22 protein-coding genes are annotated in these 25,058 nt (G+C 69.1%); 11 read left to right on the plus strand and 11 right to left on the minus strand.

Annotated elements, in window-relative coordinates; translation table 11 throughout:
* Positions 1-522: 522 nt before the first annotated feature.
* The 3 genes from C7416_RS10945 to C7416_RS10955 all read right to left on the minus strand — a co-directional run bounded on the left by C7416_RS10945 (position 523) and on the right by C7416_RS10955 (position 5,206).
* On the minus strand, positions 523-3,462 hold the full coding sequence (locus C7416_RS10945; protein ID WP_111518980.1) for a c-type cytochrome: 2,940 nt from the start codon (positions 3,460-3,462) through the stop codon (positions 523-525).
* On the minus strand, positions 3,459-3,956 hold the full coding sequence (locus C7416_RS10950; protein ID WP_111518981.1) for a (2Fe-2S)-binding protein: 498 nt from the start codon (positions 3,954-3,956) through the stop codon (positions 3,459-3,461). The genes C7416_RS10945 and C7416_RS10950 overlap by 4 nt, the downstream gene beginning before the upstream one ends.
* A gap of 89 nt (positions 3,957-4,045) precedes the next feature.
* Positions 4,046-5,206, minus strand: coding sequence for an FAD-dependent monooxygenase (locus C7416_RS10955; protein ID WP_111518982.1), 1,161 nt, complete (start codon positions 5,204-5,206; stop codon positions 4,046-4,048).
* 377 nt (positions 5,207-5,583) lie between these two features.
* Between C7416_RS10955 and C7416_RS10960 the strand changes: the two genes are divergently transcribed.
* The 4 genes from C7416_RS10960 to C7416_RS10975 are packed head-to-tail and all read left to right on the plus strand — an operon-like array spanning position 5,584 to position 8,923.
* Positions 5,584-6,336 carry a maleate cis-trans isomerase family protein gene (locus C7416_RS10960; RefSeq protein ID WP_062797424.1) on the plus strand — a complete coding sequence of 251 codons (753 nt, stop codon included), beginning with the start codon at positions 5,584-5,586 and terminating at the stop codon, positions 6,334-6,336.
* Between the two features lie 11 nt (positions 6,337-6,347).
* Positions 6,348-7,178: an alpha/beta fold hydrolase gene (locus C7416_RS10965; protein ID WP_111518983.1), complete on the plus strand. Its 831-nt coding sequence runs from the start codon at positions 6,348-6,350 to the stop codon at positions 7,176-7,178.
* Positions 7,179-7,206: 28 nt separating this feature from the next.
* On the plus strand, positions 7,207-8,295 hold the full coding sequence (locus C7416_RS10970; RefSeq protein WP_111518984.1) for a 2,5-dihydroxypyridine 5,6-dioxygenase NicX family protein: 1,089 nt from the start codon (positions 7,207-7,209) through the stop codon (positions 8,293-8,295).
* Positions 8,288-8,923 carry an N-carbamoylsarcosine amidohydrolase gene (locus C7416_RS10975; protein WP_111518985.1) on the plus strand — a complete coding sequence of 212 codons (636 nt, stop codon included), beginning with the start codon at positions 8,288-8,290 and terminating at the stop codon, positions 8,921-8,923. The genes C7416_RS10970 and C7416_RS10975 overlap by 8 nt, the downstream gene beginning before the upstream one ends.
* Before the next feature lie 27 nt (positions 8,924-8,950).
* Here the strand turns inward: C7416_RS10975 and C7416_RS10980 are convergent, their stop codons facing one another.
* Positions 8,951-9,706 (minus strand): TetR/AcrR family transcriptional regulator, encoded by a 756-nt coding sequence (locus tag C7416_RS10980; protein WP_111518986.1) that lies wholly within the window; start codon positions 9,704-9,706, stop codon positions 8,951-8,953.
* A gap of 95 nt (positions 9,707-9,801) precedes the next feature.
* On the opposite strand from C7416_RS10980, the gene C7416_RS10985 reads away from it, so the two are divergent.
* Complete coding sequence (locus tag C7416_RS10985; protein WP_111518987.1) at positions 9,802-12,108, plus strand: xanthine dehydrogenase family protein molybdopterin-binding subunit; 2,307 nt, start codon at positions 9,802-9,804, stop codon at positions 12,106-12,108.
* 167 nt (positions 12,109-12,275) lie between these two features.
* On the opposite strand, the gene C7416_RS10990 is transcribed toward C7416_RS10985, so the two are convergent.
* Positions 12,276-12,752: a MarR family winged helix-turn-helix transcriptional regulator gene (locus C7416_RS10990; protein WP_111518988.1), complete on the minus strand. Its 477-nt coding sequence runs from the start codon at positions 12,750-12,752 to the stop codon at positions 12,276-12,278.
* A gap of 203 nt (positions 12,753-12,955) precedes the next feature.
* Between C7416_RS10990 and C7416_RS10995 the strand changes: the two genes are divergently transcribed.
* The 4 genes from C7416_RS10995 to C7416_RS11010 are packed head-to-tail and all read left to right on the plus strand — an operon-like array spanning position 12,956 to position 16,161.
* A complete protein-coding gene (locus C7416_RS10995; RefSeq protein WP_111519065.1) occupies positions 12,956-13,843 on the plus strand; it encodes a DMT family transporter in 888 nt (295 codons plus the stop codon).
* Positions 13,844-13,898: 55 nt separating this feature from the next.
* Entirely contained in the window at positions 13,899-14,687 is a 789-nt protein-coding gene (locus C7416_RS11000; protein WP_111518989.1) for an SDR family oxidoreductase, read from the plus strand.
* A gap of 47 nt (positions 14,688-14,734) precedes the next feature.
* Entirely contained in the window at positions 14,735-15,133 is a 399-nt protein-coding gene (locus C7416_RS11005; protein WP_111518990.1) for a methylglyoxal synthase, read from the plus strand.
* A gap of 50 nt (positions 15,134-15,183) precedes the next feature.
* Positions 15,184-16,161, plus strand: coding sequence for a quinone oxidoreductase family protein (locus C7416_RS11010; protein ID WP_111518991.1), 978 nt, complete (start codon positions 15,184-15,186; stop codon positions 16,159-16,161).
* Between the two features lie 68 nt (positions 16,162-16,229).
* On the opposite strand, the gene C7416_RS11015 is transcribed toward C7416_RS11010, so the two are convergent.
* From C7416_RS11015 to C7416_RS11040, 6 genes are all read right to left on the minus strand, one after another.
* Positions 16,230-16,523 carry a YkvA family protein gene (locus tag C7416_RS11015; RefSeq protein WP_111518992.1) on the minus strand — a complete coding sequence of 98 codons (294 nt, stop codon included), beginning with the start codon at positions 16,521-16,523 and terminating at the stop codon, positions 16,230-16,232.
* A 100-nt stretch (positions 16,524-16,623) separates the two neighbouring features.
* On the minus strand, positions 16,624-17,769 hold the full coding sequence (locus C7416_RS11020) for a BMP family ABC transporter substrate-binding protein (protein WP_111518993.1): 1,146 nt from the start codon (positions 17,767-17,769) through the stop codon (positions 16,624-16,626).
* Between the two features lie 54 nt (positions 17,770-17,823).
* Complete coding sequence (locus C7416_RS11025; protein WP_018006998.1) at positions 17,824-18,744, minus strand: ABC transporter permease; 921 nt, start codon at positions 18,742-18,744, stop codon at positions 17,824-17,826.
* Positions 18,745-18,762: 18 nt separating this feature from the next.
* Entirely contained in the window at positions 18,763-19,872 is a 1,110-nt protein-coding gene (locus tag C7416_RS11030) for an ABC transporter permease (protein ID WP_111518994.1), read from the minus strand.
* Positions 19,865-21,427, minus strand: coding sequence for an ABC transporter ATP-binding protein (locus tag C7416_RS11035; protein WP_111518995.1), 1,563 nt, complete (start codon positions 21,425-21,427; stop codon positions 19,865-19,867). Before C7416_RS11035 ends, C7416_RS11030 begins: the two co-directional genes overlap by 8 nt.
* Before the next feature lie 347 nt (positions 21,428-21,774).
* Positions 21,775-22,701, minus strand: coding sequence for a pirin family protein (locus C7416_RS11040; protein WP_111518996.1), 927 nt, complete (start codon positions 22,699-22,701; stop codon positions 21,775-21,777).
* A 669-nt stretch (positions 22,702-23,370) separates the two neighbouring features.
* Between C7416_RS11040 and C7416_RS11045 the strand changes: the two genes are divergently transcribed.
* Both C7416_RS11045 and C7416_RS11050 read left to right on the plus strand, forming a co-directional pair.
* On the plus strand, positions 23,371-24,087 hold the full coding sequence (locus C7416_RS11045) for an ABC transporter permease (RefSeq protein ID WP_111518997.1): 717 nt from the start codon (positions 23,371-23,373) through the stop codon (positions 24,085-24,087).
* Between the two features lie 28 nt (positions 24,088-24,115).
* Positions 24,116-25,051 (plus strand): glycine betaine ABC transporter substrate-binding protein, encoded by a 936-nt coding sequence (locus tag C7416_RS11050; protein WP_111519066.1) that lies wholly within the window; start codon positions 24,116-24,118, stop codon positions 25,049-25,051.
* Positions 25,052-25,058 lie beyond the last annotated feature (7 nt).

Here is a 25,058-nt window from a genome sequence, read left to right on the forward strand (position 1 = left end):
GAAGCGCGCGCGGGGCGAAGCAGGTTGGCACGTGATGCCAGCTGCTGCGGAATGCGCCGGGGGCGATGGCTTCCACCTGGCGAGGCTGGAACTAGCCCGGTAGCACGCCTGCAACAGCTTCCTGGGTCTGATACGACATAGTCACTCCTGGTTGTCTACCCTTGGTTTGGTCAGGCCCGCCCGGTGTCCCGGCGCGCCAGTGGTCTGGCGGAACCATGCAAGCCCCGCGCCAGCGCGTCCGGTGATGTATCGGGCCGGTTTTATGTTTTTGTATTCTTGTCCGCCGCTTGCGGCGCGCCGTCCTTGTGCGGGGAGGCACCGCTGCGTGCCCGCTGGCACTCATGTAGTGCGCACTACATGATCGTTCAGCGTAAGCTACATGAAACTGGCGGGCAAGGCCGAATTGCGTTTCTCTCCTCGGGGTTTTCCCGCGCGCCGGCCGGCTGGCGCAGGCTCGGTACGCCCACGCGCCCGGCGCCGATGCGCGAGGCCCGCCAGCGTGGTGCACGGTGCTCCGGCGGTTCAGTGGGCAGGCGCCGCGCGCAGCCGCGCGACGGTGTTCTCCAGGTCCTGCCATGCGGGTTTGTCGGGCGCAAAGCGCGCGCGCAGGTACTGCGCCAGTTGCGCGATCTGCTGGTCGTCGAGCGTGTCGGCATAGCCCGGCATCGCGCCCAGTTCGCTGTTGGGCGGTGCCGGCATGCCGCGCAGCAGCACCTGGATCACGTTGTCCGGCAGCTTGCTGTGCAGGTTGGTATTGAGCGCCAGCGACGGCTTCACGCCGAACTGCGCGATGCCCTGGTCGGACTGGTGGCAGACCGCGCAGGCGCTCTGGTACAGGCGTTCGGCGGGCCCGCCGAGCGTGCGCGCGGCTTGCTGGCTGCGTTGTTCGACCTGCGCCGCCTGTGCGGCAAGCACCGACGGTGCCGGCGCGGGCGCGCCAAACGAGGCCACGTAATGCGCGATCGCGCGCACGTCGTCCTCGGGCAGCTGCGCAAGCTCTTCCACCACCGGCGCCATTGGTCCCGCCGCGGCACCGTGGTGCGGCGCGTAGCCGCCGCGCAGGTAAGTGAACAGCGCGGCTTCGGTCCACGGCACCGGGGCTTGCGACAGCGCGGTCAGCGCCGGCGCTTCCCAGCCTTCGGCGCTGCCGCCGGTCAGGTAGCGGCGCCCGCCTTGCTCGGCGCCGAGCGCGTTGCGCGGCGAATGGCAGGCACTGCAGTGGCCCAGCCCCTCGGCCAGGTACGCGCCGCGATTCCACTGCGCCGAGCGCGACGGGTCCGGCGTAAAGCGTTCGTTGCGATGGAACAGTAGATTCCAGCCGGCCAGCAGCGGGCGCAGGTTGAACGGGAAGGCCAGCTGCGTCTGCGGCACCGCGGAGGTCACCGGCGCTGCCGACATCAGGTAGCCGTACAGCGCCTGCATGTCGCCATCGCTGATCTTGGCGAAGGCGGTGTACGGGAAGGCAGGATACAGGCGCCGCCCGTCGCGGTGGATGCCTTCGCGCATGGCGCGCTCGAAGGCGGCGAACGACCAGTTGCCGATGCCGGTCTGCACATCCGGCGTGATGTTGGTGCTGTAGACCGTGCCGAACGGTGTTTCCAGAGGCAGGCCGCCGGCGTTCTTCGCGCCGCCCGGCGCGGTGTGGCAGACCGCGCAGTCGCCGGCGGCGGCCACCAGCCGGCCGCGCTCGAGCGTGGCGGCGGAATAGAAGCCGGGCTCGGGCGGTGCCACCGGCGCGATCGGTGCGCGCCACGGCAACAGCGTGGCGCACACGCCGGCCGCGGCAGCGGCCGCCGCTGCGATCCAGCCGCGCTTCTTGCGTTGGTTGCCGGGACTGGCCTCGGCCAGTGCCAGGCGGATGCGTTCGGCGCTGAACGGGGGTTTGCGCAGGCGTACGCCGGTGGCGTCGAAGATGGCATTGGCCACCGCGGCGGCGGCCGGCAGCGAATCGGCGGGACCGGCCGCGAGCGCGTCGTGCGTGGCCAGCGTGCCGGCCAGCCGCACTTCCGGCAGGGCCTGTGCCGGCATGGCCGGCAAGTGTTCGCCGGCAACACGCGCCTCCGCCGGCCAGGTGTCGAACGCCGGCGCGGCGGCGGTCAGCTGCAGCGCGGCGGTTGCGACGTCCTGATCGATCGAGCGCGGCATCGAGCGCGTCGCCGCCGCGGCTTGCGGTGGCGGCAGCGATTCGCTGTCGTGGCCGACCGTGACGCGCGTGACCGCCAGCTCGCCGGTGGTGCCGTCGACCTCGACTTCCGCGACCCACGCCGACCAGCTCTGGCCGGCGTCGTGGTCGATGGTGTGGGCGTAGGCAAAGCCGCGGCCGCGCCGCACATTGCCCGCGGCGGAGTGGGCGCGTGGTGTTGCTGGGTTCCAGCCGGCGCGCTCGGCCACCTGTCGCACCAGCGCGGAGCCGCGCGAGTCGGCCAGGTGCGCGAGACGCAGCGCCACCGGGTCGGCGTCGCTGGCGGCGGCAAGCTCGTCAAGATGGGATTCGCGCGCGAACACCTGCGCGCGGGCTGCCGTCAGTGGCGCGGCGGCGAATGTCGCCGGGTCGCCGGACACGGCGAGTTCGACATGCGGGATGCGATACGGCGGCAGCTCAGCTTCGCCGCCATGGCCCGCATCGATGCTGTCCGTCACCGGCGCCGGCGTATGCGTCAGCCACAGCGCCAGCGGTGAAGCGGGGGGCGTGGCGCCGGACAGCGTGGCGGCGTAGGCGTCGACGGTGGCGCCGGTGCGTGCGCTATCGACGCGGATATCGAACTCGGCATCGGCCAGGCCGACGTCGGCGGCACGCAGCCGGCGCACCACCGGTTGCCCGCTGGCGTGCGCCAGCAGCGCCGCGTCGGCGGCAGCGTGCGGTGCCAGCAGCGCGGGATCGGCGCGGTCGTCCGGGTCTTGCCAGCAGACCATCTGCACTTGCGTTGGCGCGATGCCCAGCAGTGCCGCGAGCTCGGCGCGCAGTGCGCCGGGGCGCGTGGCGGGCAGCCATACGGTCAGCGTGCCGTCGCGCCAGTCGGCGACAACGGTGCAGCAGGCATCGTCGCGGGTGCCGGCCAGCGGCCACTGGTAATGCTGCGTGTGCCGTGCGCGGGCGTGTTCGAGCGCATTGGCGACATCGCCGCGTTGCGCCAGTGTGTGGCGCGCCGCAGGGATGGCGTCGGCGCGCGGCGGACCAGACCAACGCACCCGCAGGACCCGCGCCGCGTCGGCGGCCTGGGTGGCCGAGACCGCGGCCACGCCGGCAAAGTTGTTGCGGACCACCACCGCGCGGATGCCAGGCAGCGCCAGCGCGGCGTCGCGCTCGGCGTGCAGCAGGCGCGCCGCGAGCGGCTCGCTGCCGACCCAGCGCAGGCCCGGCGGTGTCAGTACATGGGCCACCAGGCAATCGGCGGCGCCCGGCGGCACGCCGGCGGCCAGTGCCGTGGCCGGCGTGGTCGCTTGCACGATGCCGGCGCTCACGACGCCACCCCTTGCGCGGCCTGCCGCTGCAGCACCGCGGCCCGCATGACCGCGCGCACGATTTCCACATGCGTGCCACAACGGCACAGGTTGAAACGCAAGGCTTCGCGGATCTGGGCTTCGTCGGGATCGGGATTCTGCGCCAGCAGCGCCTTCGCGGTCATGATCATGCCGTTCAGGCAGTAGCCGCATTGCGCGGCCTGTTCTTCGATAAAGGCCTGCTGCACCGGGTCGGGATGCTGTGCCGTGCCCAGGCCTTCGAGCGTGGTCACCGCGTGGCCCACCACGGCCTTGACCGGCAGCACGCACGAACGCGCCGGCAGGCCGTCCACCAGCACCGTGCAGGCGCCGCACTGGCCCAGGCCGCAACCGTACTTGGGCCCGTTGCAGCACAGGTCGTTGCGCAGGATGTAGAGCAGCGGCGTGTCAGGCGCCACCTCGAGCGTGTGCTCGGCGTGGTTGACCTGCAGGGTCAGGGGGCGGGGCGTGTTCATCGGGGGCTGGGGGCGGTTTGAACATCACGCATCGCGGCGCCGCGCCCCTTCCTTGGCGAGGGGCGGCGGCGGGCAGGGCGGTCAGGCGGTCAGGCGGCTTCGGACAGCGGCTTGCTCCCGGCCGACACCAGCGGCACGTTGAACACATCGTAGCCGAAACACCAGTCCGGATTCTCGTTGCTGCGCAGCCAGGTGTTGTTGTGCGAAACCAGCTGGACCTTGCCGGCGCGCTCGGCGCGGTTGGCCTCGTACAGCGCGAAGGCGGCGGCGTAGTCGTCGGTGCCGGCTTCGGTGAAGCAGCGCGTCAGCATGGCGGCATCCTCGATCGCCATCGCGGCGCCTTGGGCCATGTGCGGCTTCATCGGGTGGCAGGCATCGCCCAGCAGCACCAGGCGGCCCCGGCTCCACAGCGGCAGCGGGTCGCGCTCAAGCAGCGGCCACTTGGTCACTTCGACCGTGCCTTCGATCAGCGATTGCACGCCTTCGTGCCAGCCGTCGAAGGCCGCGCGCATTTCTTCGATGCTGCTCGGCACCCAGCTCTTGCTCATGTCCCACTCGGGCTCGGGCACGCCGGTGACGTAGTAGATCTCGTCGAGCTTGCTGGTGTCGAAGTAGACCATCATGTGGCGGTCATCGGTCCACCACTTGGTGCAGCGCTCGTGCGTGAAGCCCTTGACGCGCGAGATCGGGAACACCGCGCGGTGCGCGACGTAGCCGGTGTACTTGGGCGGCTCGGCGCCCAGCAGGGTCTCGCGGATGCGCGAGTTGACGCCGTCGGCGCCGATCACGATATCGGCCTCTTCGACCGTGCCGTCGGTGAAGCGCAGCTGCACCACATCGCCCTGGTCGGTGACGCTTTCCAGCTTCTTGTTGAAGAACAGCGTGCCCGGGGCGACGGCGTCGGTCAGCAGCTTGTGGAAGTCGCCGCGGTGCACGGTCAGGTAGCTGGCGCCGTAGTGGCGCACCGCATAGTCGCCCAGCGGGATCTGCGCGATCACTTCGCCGGTGAGGCCGTCGCGGCTGTACCAGTAGTCGGGGTGGCAGCCCATGTCGTTGAGCGCGTCCTCGATGCCGATGCGCCGCATGATCTTCATCACGTTGGGCCCGACATGGATGCCCGCGCCCAGGCGCGAGAACGCCGGTGCCTGCTCATACAGCCTGACTTGGAAGCCGGCTCGCTGCAGCAGGGCGGCCGCGGCCGTCCCTCCGAGTCCGGCGCCGACAACTGCGATTCGCGGTTTGCCTTGCACGTTATTTCTCCTGGCAATGACACAAGGTCGATGGGGGCAGGGGCGGCCATGCGGCCGACCGTTGAAAACGAGTGTACACACTCAAAATATCGAGGTAAAGGCGAAATAACCGGAACCTATGGAAAACCCTGATGATGATGTGATGGATTTGCAATGATGCGCTGCAATGGCGAAATAATGCGCAAAAACAGGGATTCATGGATTCAGTGTGCACTGAACGAGTGAATCGTGGTCGGTGCAGAATCTGTTTGCCTATATAAAGTGTGTACACTACAATCGTTCGCAGCATGCAGGCCCCTGGGCCTGCTGCAGGCAGACCGAACGAGAGCGCGACCAAAGCGCAACCAAGGGCAGACAAACAGATGACGGAGTCGACAGTGCAGAAAGTTTTCCGAATCGGCCAGATCGTGCCGAGCTCCAACACCACCATGGAAACCGAGATCCCGGCGATGCTGGCCGCGCGCCAGCTGGTGCGCCCGGAGCGCTTCACCTTCCATTCGAGCCGGATGCGGATGAAGAAGGTGGTCAAGGAAGAACTGGCCGCGATGGATGCAGAATCCGACCGCTGTGCGGTGGAACTGAGCGACGCCCGCGTCGACGTGCTGGGCTACGCCTGCCTGGTGGCGATCATGGCGATGGGCCACGGCTACCACCGCGTCTCCGAGCAGCGGCTGCAGGCGCATACCGCCGAGAACGGCGGCGACGCGCCGGTGATCACCAGCGCCGGCGCGCTGGTCGACGCGCTCAAGGTGATGGGCGCGAAGCGCATCGCGGTGGTGGCGCCGTACATGAAGCCGCTGACCGAGCTGGTGGTGGACTACATCCGCAACGAAGGCTACGAGGTGGTCGACTACCGCGCGCTGGAGATCCCCGACAACCTCGACGTCGGCCGCCATGACCCGGCCAGGCTGCCGGAGATCGTCGCGCAGATGAACACTGCCGATGCCGACGTGATCGTGCTGTCGGCCTGCGTGCAGATGCCGTCGCTGCCTGCGATTGCGAAGGTCGAGGCCATGACCGGCAAGCCGGTCGTCACCGCCGCCGTCGCCACCACCTATGCGCTGCTCAAGCGCCTGGGGCTGGAGCCGGTGGTGCCGGGCGCCGGCGCACTGCTGTCGGGCGCGTACTGAAGGAGCGGGCCATGGCAGACAGCACCTTTCTCTACGGCGCCCACGTCCACGCCAACGGCATCCGCCAGCACTACCTGCGCTATGGCGGGCAGGCTGGCGCGCGCGCGCAGCGCGATGCCGTCATCATCGTGCCGGGCATCACCAGCCCCGCGGTGACCTGGGGCTTTGTCGGCGAGCGCTTCGGCCGGCAGTTCGATACCTATGTGCTCGACGTGCGCGGCCGCGGCCTGTCGCAGTCCGGCCCCGAGCTCGACTACAGCCTCGATGCGCAGGCCGCCGACGTGGTCGCCTTTGCCGAGGCGCAGGGACTGCAGCGCTATGCCGTGGTCGGCCATTCGATGGGCGCGCGCATCGGCATCCGCGCCGCGCGCGCCAAGCCCGCGGGCCTGACGCGGCTGGTGCTGGTCGATCCGCCGGTGTCGGGTCCGGGGCGCCGCGCCTACCCGTCGCAACTGCCGTGGTACATCGATTCGATCCGGCTGGCGCAGCACGGCATCGACGCCGAAGGCATGCGCGCCTTCTGCCCGACCTGGACCGAGGACCAGCTGCGCCTGCGCGCGCAATGGCTGCATACCTGCGACGAGCGCGCGATCCTGGCCAGCTTCAACGGCTTCCACGAGGACGATATCCACGCCGACCTGCCGCAGCTCGCCGTGCCGGCGCTGCTGATGACCGCCGGCCGCGGCGACGTGATCCGCGCGGAAGACGTGCAGGAGATGCGCACGCTGCTGCCGGGCTTGCTGGTCGCGCACGTCCCCAACGCCGGCCACATGATCCCGTGGGACGACGAGGCCGGCTTCTACCGCGCCTTCGGCGATTTCCTCGGCGCGTCGCTGAATTGAACGCTGAATTGATGGATAGGGAGCGAACATGCCCGTAAGCGATTACGACCTGACGGCAGCGTGGAAGCAGGTGCTGACGCTGTCGAAGCTGCAGCGCGGACAGACCGTCACCGTGCTCACCGGCGCCGCGACGCATCCGCAGACGCTGCGCACGGCAATGGTGGCGGCGCAGTCGATGGGCGCCATCGTCAACCGGCTCGACCTGCCGCCCGTCAACGGCGAGAAGGCGCTGAGCCGCGATGCGCTGGCCTACCTGGGCACCACGCCGCTGACCGGCAATCCGGCGGCGATCGCCGCGCTGAAGGCGAGCGACCTGGTGCTGGACCTGATGACGCTGCTGTTCTCGCCCGAGCAGCACGAGATCCTGTCCGGCGGCACCAAGATCCTGCTGGCGGTGGAGCCGCCAGAGGTGCTGGCGCGGCTGGTGCCGACCGAGGCCGACCGCGCCCGCGTCAAGGCCGCCACGCAGCGGCTGGGCAAGGCGCGCGAGATGCATATCGTGTCCGACGCCGGCATGGACCTGCGCTGCCGCCTGGGCGAATTTCCCGCGATCAGCGAGTACGGCTTTGTCGACGAGCCCGGGCGCTGGGACCACTGGCCGAGCGGCTTCGTGCTGACCTGGCCCGACGAGGGCGGCACCGAGGGCACCATCGTGCTGGACCGCGGCGACATCCTGCTGCCGATGAAGTCGTATCTGCAGGCGCCGATCCGCATCACGGTCGAGTCCGGCTACGTGCGCCGCATCGAAGGCGGCGTCGATGCCGAGCTGCTGGCCGACTACATGGCCTCGTTCAACGATCCGGAAGCGTATGCCATGTCGCATATCGGCTGGGGCCTGCAGCCGCGCGCGAGCTGGTCGGCGCTGGCGATGTACGACCGCGAGGCCACCATCGGCATGGATGCACGCGCCTACGAGGGCAACTTCCTGTGCTCGTTCGGACCCAACAACGAAGCCGGCGGCAGCCGCACCACCGCCTGCCATATCGATATCCCCGTGCGTCACTGCACCGTCAGCCTCGACGGCGAGCCGGTGGTGGTGCGCGGCAAGGTGATGGACGGGCACCATGCCCCGGCCGCCTCGCTCTATCAGGCAGACAAGGACTCGCGCCATGGATGACGCAGTGCAGACTTACCAGCGCCAGGGCTTCGGCGCGGCGATGGAACTGAAGGCGCCGTACGGGCTGCTGATCATCGACTTCGTCAACGGCTTTGCCGATCCGGCGGTGTTCGGCGGCGGCAATATTCCCGAGGCCATCCGCAACACCCAGCCGCTGCTGCGCGCCGCGCGCGAGCACGGCTGGCCGGTGGCGCACAGCCGCATCGTGTTCGCCGACGACGACAGCGACCACAATATCTTCACGCTGAAGGTGCCGGGCATGCTGACGCTGAAGGAAGACGGCCACAACAGCCAGATCGTGCCCGAGCTGGCGCCCGCGGCGGGCGAGCTGGTGGTGCGCAAGACGGTGCCGTCGGCGTTCTTCGGCACCTCGCTGGCGGCATGGCTGACGCAGCGCGGCGTGCAGACGCTGCTGGTGGCAGGCTGTGTCACCAGCGGCTGCGTGCGCGCCAGCGTGGTCGATGCCATGTCGCTGGGGTTCCGCCCGCTAGTGGTGTCGGATTGCGTGGGCGACCGCGCGCTCGGGCCGCATGATGCGAACCTGTTCGACATGGCGCAGAAGTACGCCACGGTGCTGACGCGGGATGAGGCGCTGGCGCAGGTGGCAGGCGTGCGCGCCGCCGCCTGAATCTGGCCGATGGCGTCCGAGCCAGCCTTAGCCAGCCGCCGTGCGCTTGCCGCGTGCCGCCTTGCGCGGCGCGGCGGCGGGTGGCACATGCGCCTCCGGCATGGCGCCGGGCACGGCCACCGTGCGCAGCACGGTCTGCTGGATCACATCGCGCCAGTGCGCCAGCGCCGGCGGGCTCATCATGGGCTCGCCCAGGAAGGCGCTGAGCGTATGATGGTTGGAGTTATAGAAGTAGCCGAGCGAAGCGATCACCATGTAGACGTCGCGCGCGCCGGCGTCCGCGCGGAACAGCCCGGCGGCCTTGCCGCGCGCAAGGATGCCGTCGAGCACCGACAGCGCGTAGCTGGAGATTTCGCGCAGCCGCACCGACTTCTTTGCGTGCTTGCCCTGGCTCATGTTCTCGCTGGTCAGGATGGCGACGAACTCGGGATGGTCCAGGTAGTACTGCCAGACGAAATCGATCAGCTGCGACAGCGCGCGCACGGGGTCGGCGGCGTCGAGCTCATGCTCGAGCTGCTGCTCGGCCTGGTTGAGCTGCAGGTAGATGGTCTCCAGCACTTCGACGAACAGCTTCTCCTTGCTGCCGAAGTAGTAGTAGATCATCCGGTCGTAGGTCTTGGCCAGCGACGAGATGCGTTCGATGCGGCCGCCGTCGTAGCCGCGCTGGGCGAAGACCTTGATGGCAGCCCTCAGGATGCGCTCGCGGCTGTCCTGCGCCTGCCGGGCCCGGGTGCCGGCTGCCGCCCGACGGGTGGCGGGCGCGGCCGCAGTCTTGGTGGTCATGGTGGATGTGCTTGCCGTATGCCTGTTGGCTGGCAGTATAACGTTGACATGCACGGCGGCCCGGCGCGGCGGCCGATGATGAAGAGAGTAGAACGATGACGGCAACCCAGCTGCAACCCCCGGCCCAGGCCGATGCCGCCACGCCGCGCGCACTGCGGCTGGCGCTGCTGCAGGCCACCGGCGTGCTGCTGGTGACGCGCGCCCCGCAGGCGGCCGCGCGCCCGGCGCCGGGCCAGCCCGGCGCGGCGTCGGACTATGTGCCGGCGCTGCCGGACCTGTTTATCGCCGTGCGCGACAACGGCGAGGTGCTGGCCTTCAACGGGCACGTCGACCTCGGCACAGGCATCCGCACCGCGCTGGCGCAGATCGTCGCCGAGGAACTCGATGCACCCCTCGATAGCGTGCGCATGGTGCTGGGCCATACCGAGGCCACGCCCAACCAGGGCCCGACCATCGCCAGCGCCTCGATCCAAATCTCCGCATTGCCGCTGCGCCGCGCCGCCGCGCAGGCGCGCGCGTGGCTGCAGGCGCGGGCCGCGCTGCAGCTCGGCGTCGACGTCTCCGCGCTGGAAGCGGAGAACGGCGAGTTCCGCGTGCGCGGCACGCAGGCCAGCATCCGTTATGCCGCGCTGGTGGCCGGCGAGCACGTGGAGCTGCCGCTGGCCGAAGACGTGCCGGTCAAGCCGGTCGAGTCCTACCGCATCGTCGGCCGCGCGGCGCCGCGCGTCGATATCCCTGGCAAGGCGCGCGGCGCACTGACCTTCGTCCACGACGTGCGCGTGCCCGGCATGCTGCACGGCCGCGTGGTGCGCCCGCCGTATGCGGGGCGCGACAGCGGCGCCTTCGTCGGCAACAGCCTGCTGGCCATCGACCGCGATTCGGTGCGCGACGTGCCCGGCCTGGTCGAGGTGGTGGTGCAGGGCGATTTCGTCGGCGTGGTGGCCGAGCGCGAGGAATATGCGGTGCAGGCCGCGCGCCGGCTGCGCGTGCAGTGGAAGCCGGTGCCGCCGTTGCCCGCGCTGGATGATCCGGAGCCGGCGCTGCGCGCCAACCCGGCCACGCGGCGCGAACTGCTGACAGAGGGCGAGCTGCCCGCCGGCGGCGCCGGCACGGTACTGCAGCGACGCTACGTGTGGCCGTACCAGATGCACGGCTCCATCGGCCCGTCGTGCGCCGTCGCCGACTGGCACGAAGACGGCCTGACGGTGTGGTCTGGTACGCAGAACCCGCACATGCTGCGCATCGACCTGTCCCGGCTGTGCGGGCTGGGCGAGGACCGCATCGAGATCGTGCGCATGGAGGCCGCCGGCTGCTACGGCCGCAATTGCGCCGACGACGTCTGCGCCGACGCTGCGCTGCTGTCGCGCGCGGTGGGACGGCCGGTGCGGGTGCAGCTGTCGCGCGAGCAGGAGCACTTGTGGGAGCCCAAGGGCGCGGCCCAGCTGATGGATGTCTGCGCCACGCTCGGCGCCGACGGCGCGCTGCTCGGCTATGACTTCACCAGCCGCTATCCGTCCAACGACGCGCCCACGCTGGCGCTGGTGCTGACCGGTGCCGTGTCCAACGCGCCGCGCACGCTGGAGATGGGTGACCGTACCGCCGTGCCGCCCTATGCCTATGCGGCGCGCCGCATCGGCTGCGACGATACGCCGGCGATCGTGCGCGCGTCGTGGCTGCGCGGCGTGTCGGCGCTGCCCAATGCGTTCGCGCACGAGTGCGTGATCGACGAGCTGGCGCTGGCGGCGGGCGTCGACCCTGTCGATTTCCGCCTGCGGCACCTGCCGGACGAACGCGCCGCGGATTTGCTGCGGGCCGTCGCCGACGCGGCCGGCTGGCAGCGTGGCGCGGCCGGAGCGCGCGGCGTGCCGGATGCAGACGGACGGCTGCGCGGCCGGGGCGTGGCCTACGCGCGCTATATCCACAGCCGTTTTCCCGGATTCGGCGCGGCCTGGGCCGCGTGGGTGGTGGACCTGTCCGTGGACGCGGGCACCGGCCGCATCGCCATCGACAAGGTGGTGGTGGGGCAGGACACCGGCATGGTCGTCAATCCCGACGGCGTGCGCCACCAGGTCCACGGCAACGTGGTGCAGACCCTCAGCCGCGTGCTGAAGGAGCAGGTCCGCTTCGATGCCGACGGCGTCGCCAGCCGCGAATGGGGCAGCTATCCGCTGCTGACCTTCCCGGAAATCCCGCCGATCGAGGTGGTGCTGATGCCGCGCCAGTCAGAGCCGCCGCTGGGCGCGGGCGAATCGGCGTCGCTGCCGGGCGCGCCGGCGCTTGCCAATGCATTGTTCGATGCGCTTGGGGTGCGCCTGCGCCGGCCGCCGTTCGTGCCGGAGACGGTGCTGGCGGCGATGGCATCGAGGACATCGAGGACATCGGCGGCGCCGACCAAGGGCTGACTGTGTGCTCCCTCTCCCGCTTGCGGGAGAGGGTTGGGGAGAGGGCGGGAGTATCCACGAAGTGGAGCCTGCCGCTATTGCCAGCGCCGGCCCTCTCCCCCGGCCCCTCTCCCGCAAGCGGGAGAGGGGAGAAAACCCGCGCGCGTCAGTGAGCCTGCAGCGCCGCGCTAGCCGCCATTCCCCTCGTCGATCTCGCTCATCTTGCGCAGCAGGTAAGTCACCGCCACGCGCTCGGCCGGATTCAGGCTGCCGAAGGTCTGCTCCGAGATTTCCTTTGCGAACGGCACGGTCTCATCGATCAGGGCCAGCCCGGAGGGCGTGACCGTTACCACGACCTTGCGCCGGTCGTTGGGATCATGCGAGACCGCGATCAGCTTGCGTGACTTGAGCCGGTCGATGATGCCGCGCACCGTGGCCTGGTCGATCGCGGTGGCGCGCACCACCTCGTTCATCGAGCACGGCTGCCGGTCGCGCACCGCGCACAGCACCACGAACTGCGCCGCGGTCAGCTGCGAATCGGGGATGGTCTGCTGGAAGATTGCCACGTGGCGCTGGTAGGCGCGCCGCAGCAGATGGCCCACCTGCTCGGTGAAGTCATAGTCGGCGGCGGGCTTGCCGGAAGGTGTGTCGGCGGGCTGGGGCACGAAAAGGGTGCGGTGGCTGGAGGTGACCCAGAGTATACCGAGGAAGGCCGCAAAACAGGTGGCGCGCGGGCGGGGCGGCGTCCGATGCCCTCGCGCCTTTTCGAATACAATCGTCGGGTCGTTTTGCGGGACCGCCGTGCCGGTCCGCTTTCCCCGTATTCTTCGTGCCCGCCTCCCACACGTCTCCCGCCGTGCCCGCCGCGCTGCCGTCGCCGCAGCGCTCGGGCCTTGTCATCGCCGCCGTGGGCGCGGTGCTGTTCTCAGCCAAGGCGATCGTCGCCAAGCTGATGTACCGCTACAACGTCGATGCCGTGATGGTGATCACGCTGCGCATGCTGTTCGCGGTGCCGCTGTTCATGGCGATCGGCTGGTGGCAGTCGCGCCGGCTGGCGCCGCTGTCGTGGGCGGACCGGGGCCGGGTGGTGTTTCTCGGCTTTATCGGCTACTACCTGTCCAGCTTCCTGGACTTCATCGGCCTGCAGTACATCACCGCCGGGCTGGAGCGGCTGATCCTGTTCCTGACGCCGTCGTTCGTGCTGCTGGCCACTGCGCTGCTGTTGCGCCGGCCGATCGGCAGGCACCAATGGCTGTCGCTGCTGCTGGCCTATGCCGGCATCGTGCTGGTGTTCGCGCATGACCTCGATGTCAGCGGCAGCCAGGTGTGGCTGGGCGGCGCGCTGGTGCTGGGCAGCGCCATCACCTATGGTATCTACCTGATCCTGAGCGGCGAGCTGGTGCGGCGCATCGGCTCGCTGCGGCTGGTGGCGTATGCCATGTGCGTGTCGACCGCGTGCTGCGTGATCCAGTACCTGGTGCTGGGCCGGCCGCTGGCGGAGCTGGCGCAGCCGGCGCCGGTGCTGTGGCTGTCGCTGGTCAACGCGGTGTTCTGCACCGTGCTGCCGGTGTCGCTGACCATGGTGGCGGTGTCGCGCATCGGCGCGCCGATGGCGTCGCAGGCCGGCATGATCGGGCCGGTGTCGACGCTGTTGCTGGCCTTCTGGCTGCTCGGCGAGCCCGTCAGCGGCGTGCAGCTGGCCGGCAGCGCGCTGGTGATGGGCGGCATGTACTTGCTGTCGGCAAGGAAAACCTGATTCGCGGGCCCGCCCGGGGCGGGTCCGTCACAGACAACAGACTAGGGAGAAACACATGGATCTGGGACTGCGCGGCAAGCATGCGCTGGTATGCGGCGCCAGCAAGGGCCTGGGCTTTGCCTGCGCCGATGCGCTGGCGGCCGAAGGCGTCGACGTGGTGATCGTGGCGCGCGGCGCCGAGGCGCTGGAAAAGGCCGCGGCCGACCTGCGCGCGCGCCATGGCCGCCGCGTGATCGCGGTGGCGACCGACATCACCACGCCCGAGGGCCGCAAGGCGGCACTCGACGCCGCCGCCAAGCTCGGCGATCTCGACATCCTGGTCAACAACGCCGGCGGCCCGCCGCCGGGCAATTTCCGCGACTGGGAGCGCAGCGACTGGCTGGCCGCGCTGGACGCCAACATGCTGACCCCGATCGAGCTGATCAAGGCCACCGTCGACGGCATGATCGCGCGCAAGTGGGGTCGCATCATCAATATCACCAGCGGCGCGGTCAAGGCGCCGATCGATGTGCTGGGCCTGTCCAACGGCGCGCGCTCCGGCCTGACCGGCTTCGTTGCCGGCGTCGCGCGCGAAGTGGCGCAGCACGGGGTCACCATCAACAACCTGCTGCCGGGCCCGTTCAATACCGACCGCCTGTTCAAGACCATGGAAGGCGGCGCGAAGAAGGCCGGCCTGAGCGTCGAGGAAGTAGCGCAGCGCCGCGCCGCGGCCAACCCGTCGCGCCGCTTCGGCGAGCCGGCCGAGTTCGGCGCCACCTGTGCCTTCCTGTGCAGCTGCCATGCCGGCTACATCACCGGCCAGAACATCCTGCTCGACGGCGGCGCCTTCCCTGGCACGTTCTGAGCTCCAGTGTCCCGACCTTACCCGTACCCCGCAAAAGGAAGCCCTGAATGACCCGGCCCCGTATCGCGCTGATCGCCCATGACCACAAGAAGGACGACATCGTCGCCTTCGCCGCGCGCCATCGCGCCTTCCTGTCGCAGTGCGAACTGCTTGCCACCGGCACCACCGGCGGGCGCCTGATCGACGAAGTCGGGCTCGACGTCACGCGCATGCTGTCGGGACCGTGGGGCGGCGACCTGCAGATCGGCGCGCAGCTGGCCGAAGGGCGCGTCAGCGCGGTGGTGTTCCTGCGCGATCCGATGACGCCGCAGCCGCACGAACCCGATATCAACGCGCTGGTGCGTGCCTGCGACGTGCACAACGTGCCGTGCGCGACCAACGTGGCCAGCGCCGAGCTGCTGCTGGCCGGGCTAGCGCGCGAGAACGGCGCGGCGCAGGCCGGCTGAATTTCCCCGCATTCCCGATCGATGCCTCACCAAAACAAGGAGCGACGCAGATGAGCAAAGCCATCCGGATCGAGCAGACCGGCGGTCCCGAAGTCATGCAGTGGGTCGATGTACAGGTGGGCGACCCCGGCCCCGGCGAAGTGCGCGTGCGCCACGAGGCGGTGGGCCTGAACTACATCGATGTCTATTTCCGCACCGGGCTGTACAAGCAGCCGCTGCCGGGCGGGCTGGGCATGGAAGGCGCCGGCGTGGTCGAGGCGGTGGGCGAGGGCGTGCACCACGTCGCCGTGGGCGACCGCGTGGCCTATGCCGGCCGTCCCACCGGTGCCTATGCACAAGTGCGGGTAATGCCGGCCGACATCGTGGTGCGGCTGCCCGATGCGATCCCGTTCGACACCGCCGCGGCGATGATGCTGCAGGGGCTGACGGCGCAATACCTGATCCGCGACAGCTACAAGGTGCAGCCGGGCGACACCGTGCTGCTGCACGCGGCCGCGGGCGGCGTCGGCCTGATCGCGTGCCAGTGGCTGAAGGCGCTCGGCGTGACCGTGATCGGCACCGTCGGCAGCGACGAAAAGGCCGAACTGGCGCGCGCCAACGGCTGCGCCCACACCATCGTCTATACGCGCGAGTCGTTCGTCGAGCGGGTCAGGGAGATCACCAACGGCAAGGGCGTGCCGGCGGTCTATGACTCGATCGGCGCCGATACCTTCCGCGGCTCGCTCGACTGCCTGGCGCCGCGCGGCACCATGGTCAGCTTCGGCAACGCCTCGGGTCCGGTGCCGCCGTTCGACCTGTCGGTGCTGGGCAACAAGGGCTCGCTGCGGCTGACGCGGCCGACGCTGATGACCTACGTGGTGCACCGCGAATTGCTCGAGCCGATGGTGGCCGACCTGTTCGATGCCGTCACCACCGGCAAGGTCAAGGTCGATATCCGCCAGCGCTACGCGCTTTCCGAAGTGGCGCAGGCGCACCGCGACCTGGAAGCGCGCAAGACCACCGGCTCGACCATCCTGCTGCCGCACTGAAAGCGTTTTGCGCGTCCATGAAAAATCCCCGGGACACTCGGTGTCCCGGGGATTTTTTGTTGGTTGCTTCAGTGCGGCCGGACCGTGGTGGCGGTCGCGCGTGCCTGCGCCTGGCGCAGGATATGCGGCGGCAGGCGCTTGAGGATCAGGTGGACCGCGAGCGGGATCAGCACCACGTCGTCGATGATGCCCAGGCCCGCGACGACGTCAGGCACGAGGTCCATCGGCGAGATCGCGTACAGCAACAGCCCGATCGCCGCCGGTTTCAGCCATGCCGGGGCATCCGGGTGGCGCAGCGCATACCAGAACAGGCGGCCGTCGCGGCGAACCAGCGTCCACAGGGCCGAAAAACGCTTCAACATGAGAGGCCTCCTTCACATGGCGGGCGCCTGAGACCGGCGCATACGCAGAGAGGTTGGGCCGGTCTCGCGGGCTTCAAGTTCCGGAGGTGCGGCGAGATGCTCAACCCGGAATCTTGCCTTCCACGCCCTCGACATAGAACTTCACGCCGTGCAGGAATTTGTCGTCGGCGACCTGGTCCTTGGCCAGCTGTTCCTTGCCGGTGTTGTCCTTGATCGGTCCCTTCCAGATCGGCGCGGTGCCGTCGATGATGCCCTTCTTGCGCTCGTCGACCAGCGCCTTGACCTCGGCCGGCACGTCGGCGTTGTAGCTCTTCAGGTCGATCATGCCTTCCTTCAGGCCCCACCACGTGGTGCTGTTCTTCCACTGGTTGTTGAGCACGTCTTCGACCACCTTGTTGTAGTAGACGCCCCACGAGATCACCGACGCGGCCAAATGCGCCTTGTCGCCGAACTTGGTCATGTCGCTGTCCCAGCCGAAGGCATGCACACCCTTTTCCTGCGCGGTCTGCACCACGGCGGCGGAGTCGGTGTTCTGCATCAGCATGTCGACGCCCTGGCCGATCAGCGTGGTCGCGGCCTCGCGCTCCTTGCCCGGATCGAACCACTTGTTGACCCACACCACCTTGACCGTGGCGTTCGGGTTGACGCTGCGCGCGCCCAGCGTGAACGAGTCGATGTTGCGGATCACCTCGGGGATGGGCACCGACGCCACCACGCCCATCTTGCCGGTCTTGCTCATCTTGCCGGCGACCACGCCCGCCAGATAGGCACCTTCATAGGTCCGCACGTCGTACTGGGCCAGGTTGTCGGCGGTCTTGAAGCCGGTGGCGTGCTCGAACTTCACGTCCGGGAATTCCTTCGCCACCTTGAGCATCGACTCCATGTAGCCGAAGGTGGTGCCGAAGATCAGCTTATTGCCCTGGCTGGCCAGGTCGCGGAACACGCGCTCGGCATCAGCGGCGGATTCGGGCACGTTCTCGACGAAGGTGGTCTTGACCTTGCTGCCGAACTTCTCTTCGACCGCCTTGCGGCCGTTGTCATGCGCAAAGGTCCAGCCGGCGTCGCCGACCGGGCCGATATAGACGAACGCGACCTTGAGCGGCTCGCCCGCCTGCCCGGCAGCAGGCGCGGATGCGGCACCGGCGGGTTCGGCGGACTTGTCGGCCTCTTTCTTGCCGCAGCCGGCCAGGGCCAGCACGGCGGTGGCGGCCAGCGCCGCCAGGGTCTTCCTGCGCGTGACGATCATGATTTTTCCTTTTGTGAATGGTTGATGGCTCGGGGATTTCCGTCAGAAAAACGATCAGGCGTTGCCGGGGCGGAACGGCTTGCCCAGCGACGCCGGCATGTTCAGGCGTATCCACGCCGGATTGCGCGAGATCAGCGCCAGCACCACGATGGTGGCGGCGTAGGGCAGCATCGACAGGAACTGCGACGGCACCGACACGCCCACGCCTTGCAGATAGAACTGCAGGATGGTCACGGCGCCGAACAGCCACGCGCCCACCAGCACGCGGCCCGGACGCCAGGTGGCAAAGGTGGTCAGCGCCAGCGCGATCCAGCCGCGGCCCGCCACCAGGTTCTCGACCCACATCGGGGTGTAGACCAGCGACAGGTAGGCGCCCGCCAGCCCGCAACAGGCGCCGCCGAACAGCAGCGCGCCGAAGCGGATGGTGCGCACCGGGTAGCCCAGCGCATGCGCGGATTCCGGCGATTCGCCGATCGCGCGCAGCGTCAGCCCGGCGCGCGTGCGGAACAGGAACCACATGATGGCGAAGCACAGCAGCAGACTGAAATACACCATCCAGTGATGCTGGAAGAACGCCGGACCCACGAAGGGCAGGTCGGCCAGGCCCGGCACGGCCTTGGCCTGCGCCGGCATGGCGAAACCGACGAAGCGCTGGCCCATGAAGGCCGACAGGCCGGTGCCGAAGATCGACAGCGCCAGTCCGGTGGCGACCTGGTTGGTGGCCAGCACCAGCGCCAGCCACGAGAACAGCGTGGCCATCAGCATGCCGGCCAGCGCGCCGGCGGCGAAGCCGAGCAGCGGCGACTGGGTCTGGTAGCCGACCATGAAGCCGGCCACCGCGGCGACCAGCATCATGCCTTCGGCGCCCAGGTTGAGCACGCCCGAGCGTTCGTTGATCAGCAGGCCCAGCGCCGCCAGCAGCAGCGGCGTGCCGGCGTTGATGGCGGTGGCGATGAGGGGGGCGAGTTGTTCCATGTTCTTGGTGTGCTCCGCTCAGGCCGTGGTGGCGCGCCAGCGCAGGCGGTTGTCGATCAGCGTGTCGCACGCCAGCAAGAAGAACAGCAGCATGCCCTGGAACACCCAGCCGATGGCCGAGGGCAGGCCGAGGCGCGACTGCGCCATCTCGCCGCCGATATAGAACAGCGACATCATGATGCCGCCGAACACGGTGCCGACCGGATGCAGCCGCCCGATAAAGGCGACGATGATGGCAGTGAAGCCATAGCCCGGCGAGATCGACGGCAGCAGCTGCCCGATCGGCCCGACCACTTCGAACGCGCCCGCCAGCCCCGCGGTGGCGCCCGAGATCAGCAGCGCGCTCCACAGCGCGCTGCGCGCCGAGAAGCCCGCATAGCGCGCCGCCGCCGGCGCGGTGCCTCCCACCTGCAGCCGGTAGCCGGCGAAGCTGCGGAACACGAACACCGTCATCACCGCCACCAGCACCAGCATCACCACAAAGCCGGCATGCAGCCGCGAGCCCGACATCAGGTTGGGCAGCAGGTATTCGGACGAGAACACCTTCGATTGCGGGAAGTTCATGCCGTTGGGATCCTTCAGCGGTCCGTTGACCACCCACAGCAGCAGCTGCTGCGCGATATAGGTCAGCATCAGCGAGACCAGGATCTCGTTGGCGTTGAAGCGGTCCTTGAGCAGCGCGGTGAGCGAGGCCCACGCCATGCCGCCGGCGATGCCGGCGAGCGACGCCAGCACCAGCACCACGGTGCCGTTCATGGTTTGTCCCGGCACATCGAAAACCAGCACCGCCGCGCCGGCGCAGATGCCGCCGGCGATCAGCTGGCCGTCGGCGCCGATATTCCACACGTTGGCGCGGTAGCACACCGACAGGCCCAGCGCGCACAGCACCAGCGGCACGGTCTTGAGCAGCACCTCGCCGATCGCGCGCTGGTCGCGCAGCGGATCGGCCAGGAACACCTTGAGCGCGGCCACGGGATCCTTGCCGAGCGCCAGGAACAGCAGCGCCCCGAACAGCAGCGTCAGCGCCAGCGCCAGCACCGGCGAGGCGTAGGCCATTGCGCGCGAGGGCATGCCGCGCGGCGCCAGCGTCAGGGGGGAACGGGGCAGCAGGGTGCGCACATCAGCCATGGCTTGCCACCTCCCCCCCGGCATGGGCCTGGGCCGGCCCGCCTGGCCACAAGCCGCTCATCCACAGCCCGACCTGCTCGCGCGTGGCGGTCTCGGTCGCCACCGACGGCGACAGCCGCCCCTTGGCGATCACGTGCAGCCGGTCGCAGATCGCGAACAGCTCGTCGAGCTCTTCCGACACCACCAGGATGGCGCAGCCGGTGGCCTTCAGCGCCAGGATCTCGTTGTGGATCTGCGCCGCGGCGCCCACGTCCACACCCCAGGTGGGTTGCGCCACGATCAGCACCCTCGGGCCGCTTTCGATCTCGCGGCCGACGATGAATTTCTGCAGGTTGCCGCCCGACAGGCTGCGCGCCAGCGCCTGCGGCCCGCTGGCCTTGACGCGGAAGCGGTTGATCACCGCCGACGCCAGCCCGCCGGCCGCGCCCGGCGAGATCATGCCTTGCCGGACATAGGGCGGGGTCTGGTGCGACAACAGGATATTGGTGGCCAGGCTCATGCCCGGCACCGCGCCGCGGCCCAGGCGCTCTTCCGGCACGAAGGCCAGCCCGGCACGGCGGCGCCGGCGCGCATCGAGGCGGCCCGCTGGCTTGCCATCGAGCTGCACCGAGGTGGCGTCGGCGCGCGTGTCCTCGCCGGACAGCGCGGCCAGCAACTCCTGCTGGCCGTTGCCCGAGACCCCGGCGATGCCGACGATCTCGCCCGCGTGGACATCGAGCGCAACCTGGCTCAGCTCGGTCGCGAACGCATGCGCGCGCGGCAGCGACAGGCCCTGCACGCTCAGGCGCACCGGGCCGCGCTGCGCGGCCACGCGCGCCTCGCGCGGTGGCTCGCCGCCGATCATCAGGCGCGACAGCGACGCCGCGGTTTCCTGGCGCGGATCGCACACGCCGGTGACCTTGCCCATGCGCATCACGGTGGCGTGATGGCACAGCGCGCGGATCTCGTCGAGCTTGTGGCTGATGTAGAGGATGCTGGTGCCTTCGGCGGCCAGCTGGCGCAGCGTGACGAACAGCGTTTCCACGGCCTGGGGCGTCAGCACCGAGGTGGGCTCGTCCAGGATCAGCAGCTGCGGATTGGCCAGCAGCGCGCGCACGATCTCGACGCGCTGGCGCTCGCCCACCGACAGCGTGTGCACATGGCGGTTCGGCTCCAGCGGCAGGCCGTAGCGTTCGGCGGTGGCGCGGATGCGCTCGGCCAGCTGCTTCATATTGCCCTGCTGTGCGGCCGGCAGGCCCAGCGCAATGTTTTCCGCCACGGTGAGCGTGTCGAACAGCGAGAAATGCTGGAACACCATGGCGATGCCCAGATTGCGGGCGTCGTGCGGGCTGCCGATGCTGACCGGCGCCCCGTTGAAGTGCATCTCGCCGGCATCCGGACGGACCGCGCCGAAAATGATCTTCATCAGGGTGGACTTGCCGGCGCCGTTTTCACCCAGCACGGCATGGATCTCGCCGGGGGCAACGCTGAGGCTGACGTCGTCGTTGGCGACGACGCCCGGGTAGCGCTTGCTGATATGGGCCAGCGCCAGCCGGGGAGGGAGTTGTGGTGTCACTGAGGCGGCTCGGGTTGTTGTGGTGGCAGCAACGGGGATGTGTCAAAGCGCGGCAGTGCGTGGCGCAGCATCGCCGCGACGCATTGCAGCATTCATCATGGGTTCGTGATGCCGGATATTGGTGACGAATTATATAAGTGCGCGGGGTCCGGAAGGCCCGAATCGGGCCGGTGTCCAGTCTGTGCAACGGTTGGCGGGTGGTTGCAAGTCGCATGCCGGCGGCAGCATGAAAAAAAGCCGCCGCCTCTGGTGGAGGCGGCGGCTTTGGGTCTTGAGACGACGCAGTACCTGCGAGGGTTTTCTCCCCTCTTCCATTTATGGGAGAGGGGAGCACTCCGGCGAGTCTTTTACGCCTGGCTGCCAGCCACGCTCGTCGCAAACCTCCCATCGCGGAAATCCGCCAGGGTCTGGTAGATCTGCTCCTGCGTGTTCATCACGAACGGGCCGTACTGCGCGATCGGCTCGTTCAGCGGCCGGCCGGCGATCAGCAGGAAGCGCGCGTCGGCCTCGGCCCTGACGATGACGCCGTCAGCCTGGCCGGCGTTGTCCAGCACGCCCATGCGCTGCGCCTCGACCACGGCGCGGTCATCGCCGGCGCCGACCGAGACTTCGCCCCGGTACACGTAGATAAAGGCGTTGTGCCCGGCCGGCAGCGCCTGCGCGAAGTCCTGGCCGGCCGGCAGCTCGACGTCCAGGTAGACCGGCTCGGTCACCTGGCGCGTGATCGCGCCGGCCACGCCATGGCTGGCGCCGGCCAGCACGCGCACCGTGGCGCCATGCTCCAGCGCCACCGTCGGGATCTCGGCGGCGGGCAGGTCGCGATACCACGGTGCCGTCATCTTGTCGGCGGCCGGCAGGTTCAGCCACAGCTGGAAGCCTTCCATGCGGCCGTCTTCCTGCTCGGGCATTTCCGAGTGGACGACGCCGGCGCCGGCCACCATCCACTGCGCGCCGCCGTTCTGCAGCAGGCCCTCGTTGCCGGCGCTGTCCCGATGACGCATGCGCCCGGCCAGCATGTAGGTGATGGTCTCGAAGCCGCGGTGCGGGTGATCGGGGAAGCCGCCGATGTAGTCGTCCTTGCTGTCGGTGCCGAAGGCATCGAGCATCAGGAACGGGTCCAGCCGGCGCTGCAGGTTCTGCGTCAGCACGCGCGTCAGCTTGACGCCGGCGCCGTCCGAGGTGGCGATGCCGCGCACCACGCGGTCGACGGTGCGCGAGCGCTGCACGCTTTCCGCGGCGGCGGCGGGAATGGTGGCGAGGGTACGGGTATCCATGTCTTGCTCCTGTGGGGCGGCCGGCGCGGCGATGGCCGCCGGTCCGTCGTTTCAGCTACCTCGTCAATTTAGTGGTTTGGCGGGGAAAGAGTAGAGGGCGCACGGGCAACAGATTGTTCTGCTGGTGCGCCAAGTCCTGCGGCCCGGCGATCCGATTTCGGAACGATCGCGGCGCGGCGTGTGCCGCGTCCGGGGCCTCGCACAGCGGCGGCATGAAGGCCGAAGATCGGTGCCAGATCGCCTCCGGAAAGGCCAAAGATGACAAGATCGGTGAAGATCGCTATAATAGCGCTCTCTTTGTCATCCGTTGATGCGAGAAGCGGGGTGGGGAAAGTCCCGCCAGCCCTTGCCAGTCAACGGCCGATGGACCGGCGGCGCGTCGGAAAACTTCAATACTTGCGCTGCCACTGGCCAACCGTTCGCGCTGTGCTTGCACCGCCGGTTGCGCCGCTTCAGGGACCGCCGCCAACACGGCATCCCGTCAATCGAGATTCCCCGCCCACGGCGGACGAATCCACAGACCGTCCGCCGGCAATCGTGCCGGTCATGGCGGCAAGGCAATCTGAACCGGGACTGGTGGCGCCCTATCTCCGCACGCACCAGCCCATATTGTTTTCCGTCGCCGGAAAGTGGCTTGCTGCGCGCTTTTGGCCCGGAGAAGGGGAGAGTATGTCAAAGCAACCGGCACGGGCGCTGGCCTGGGCAGGACTGACGCTTGCCGCGCTGGCCGCACTGGTGGCGTGGATCGGCGTCGATGTGATTCGCCAGTACCAGGAGCGCCTGCTCTACGACATCGCCGACCACCTGCGGCTGGTGGTGCTGTCGATGGCGCTGGCGCTGGCCACCGGCATCCCGGCCGGCATCGCGCTGAGCCGACCGTGCATGCGGCGCTGGGCCGACCGGCTGATGCAGGTATTCAACGTCGGCAATACCGTGCCGTCGCTGGCGGTGCTGGCCCTGGCGCTGGCCGTGCTCGGCATCGGCGAGCGGCCCGCCATCCTGGCGCTGTGGCTGGCCTCGCTGCTGCCGATCGTGCGCAACACCTACGAGGGCCTGCGCAATGTCTCGCCCACGCTGCTGGAGGCGGCGCGCGGCATCGGCATGACCCCGGCCCAGCGCCTGCTGCGGGTGGAGCTGCCCAACGCGCTGCCGGTGATGCTGGCCGGCATCCGCATCGCGTTGGTGATCAACGTCGGCACCGTGCCGCTGTCGTTTCTGATCGGCGCCAACAGCCTGGGCGAGCTGATCTTCCCGGGCATCTACCTGAACAACCAGCCGCTACTGCTGCTGGGCGCAGCCGCCACCGCGCTGCTGGCGCTGGCGCTCGATGCACTGTTTGCCGCCGGCGGCCAGCTGTACCTGCGCCGCCGCGGCCTGGCGCGCTGAACCGGGAGACACCGACATGGAAAAGCAGATGCAATACATCCGCCGCCGCGCGCGCCGGGTCGTGCTGCTGGTGGCGGCGGTGACCGCCTTCGCCGCCGGCCTGGCGCTGGCCACCGCGCCCGAGGCCCGGGCCGCGGGCGCCGCCATCCGCGTGGGCGGCAAGAACTTCACCGAACAGCTGCTGCTGTCATCGATGACCACCAGGTACCTGCGTGCCAAGGGCTTCGACGCCGAGCTGACCGCCGGCCTGGGCAGCACGCTGATGCGCCAGGCCATGGAGAACGACCAGCTCGACGTGGTGTGGGACTACACCGGCACCGCGCTGATCGTGTTCAACAAGGTCGAGGAGAAGCTCGATGCGCAGGAAAGCTATGCGCGCGTCAAGCAGATGGACGGCGCGCGCGGGCTGGTGTGGCTGGATGCCTCGGGCATCAACAACACCTATGCGCTGGCCATGCCGAAGGAGCGCGCGGCCGCCAGCGGCGCGACCACGCTGTCGGCCTTTGCCGAGCAGATGCGCAAGGCCGGCGCCGAGGCCAGCCATCCGTTCGCCGTCGACATGGAATTCGCCGCGCGCCCGGACGGGCTGGAGCCGCTCAAGGCGCTGTACCAGCTGCCGTTCTCGCGCCGCGACGTGATCCAGCTCGACCCGGGCCTGGTCTACACCGCACTGAAGAACAACCAGGTGGAGCTGGGGCTGGTCTATGCGACCGACGGCCGCGTCAAGGGCTTCGACCTGGTGCTGCTCGAGGACGACCAGCACTTCTTCCCGCCGTACAACGCGGCGCCGGTGGTGCGCAAGGCCGTGCTCGACCAGCATCCGGAACTGGCGGGCCTGCTCAACGCGCTCGCGGCCAGGCTCGACAACCAGAGCATGACCGACATGAACTACAAGGTGGACATCGGTCAGCAGCCGGTGGACAAGGTGGCGGAGGACTTCCTGCGCGGCCACGGACTGATCTGAGGAGGGC

The organism is Cupriavidus phytorum (assembly GCF_003254285.1).
In the GTDB taxonomy this organism is placed as follows: domain Bacteria; phylum Pseudomonadota; class Gammaproteobacteria; order Burkholderiales; family Burkholderiaceae; genus Cupriavidus; species Cupriavidus phytorum.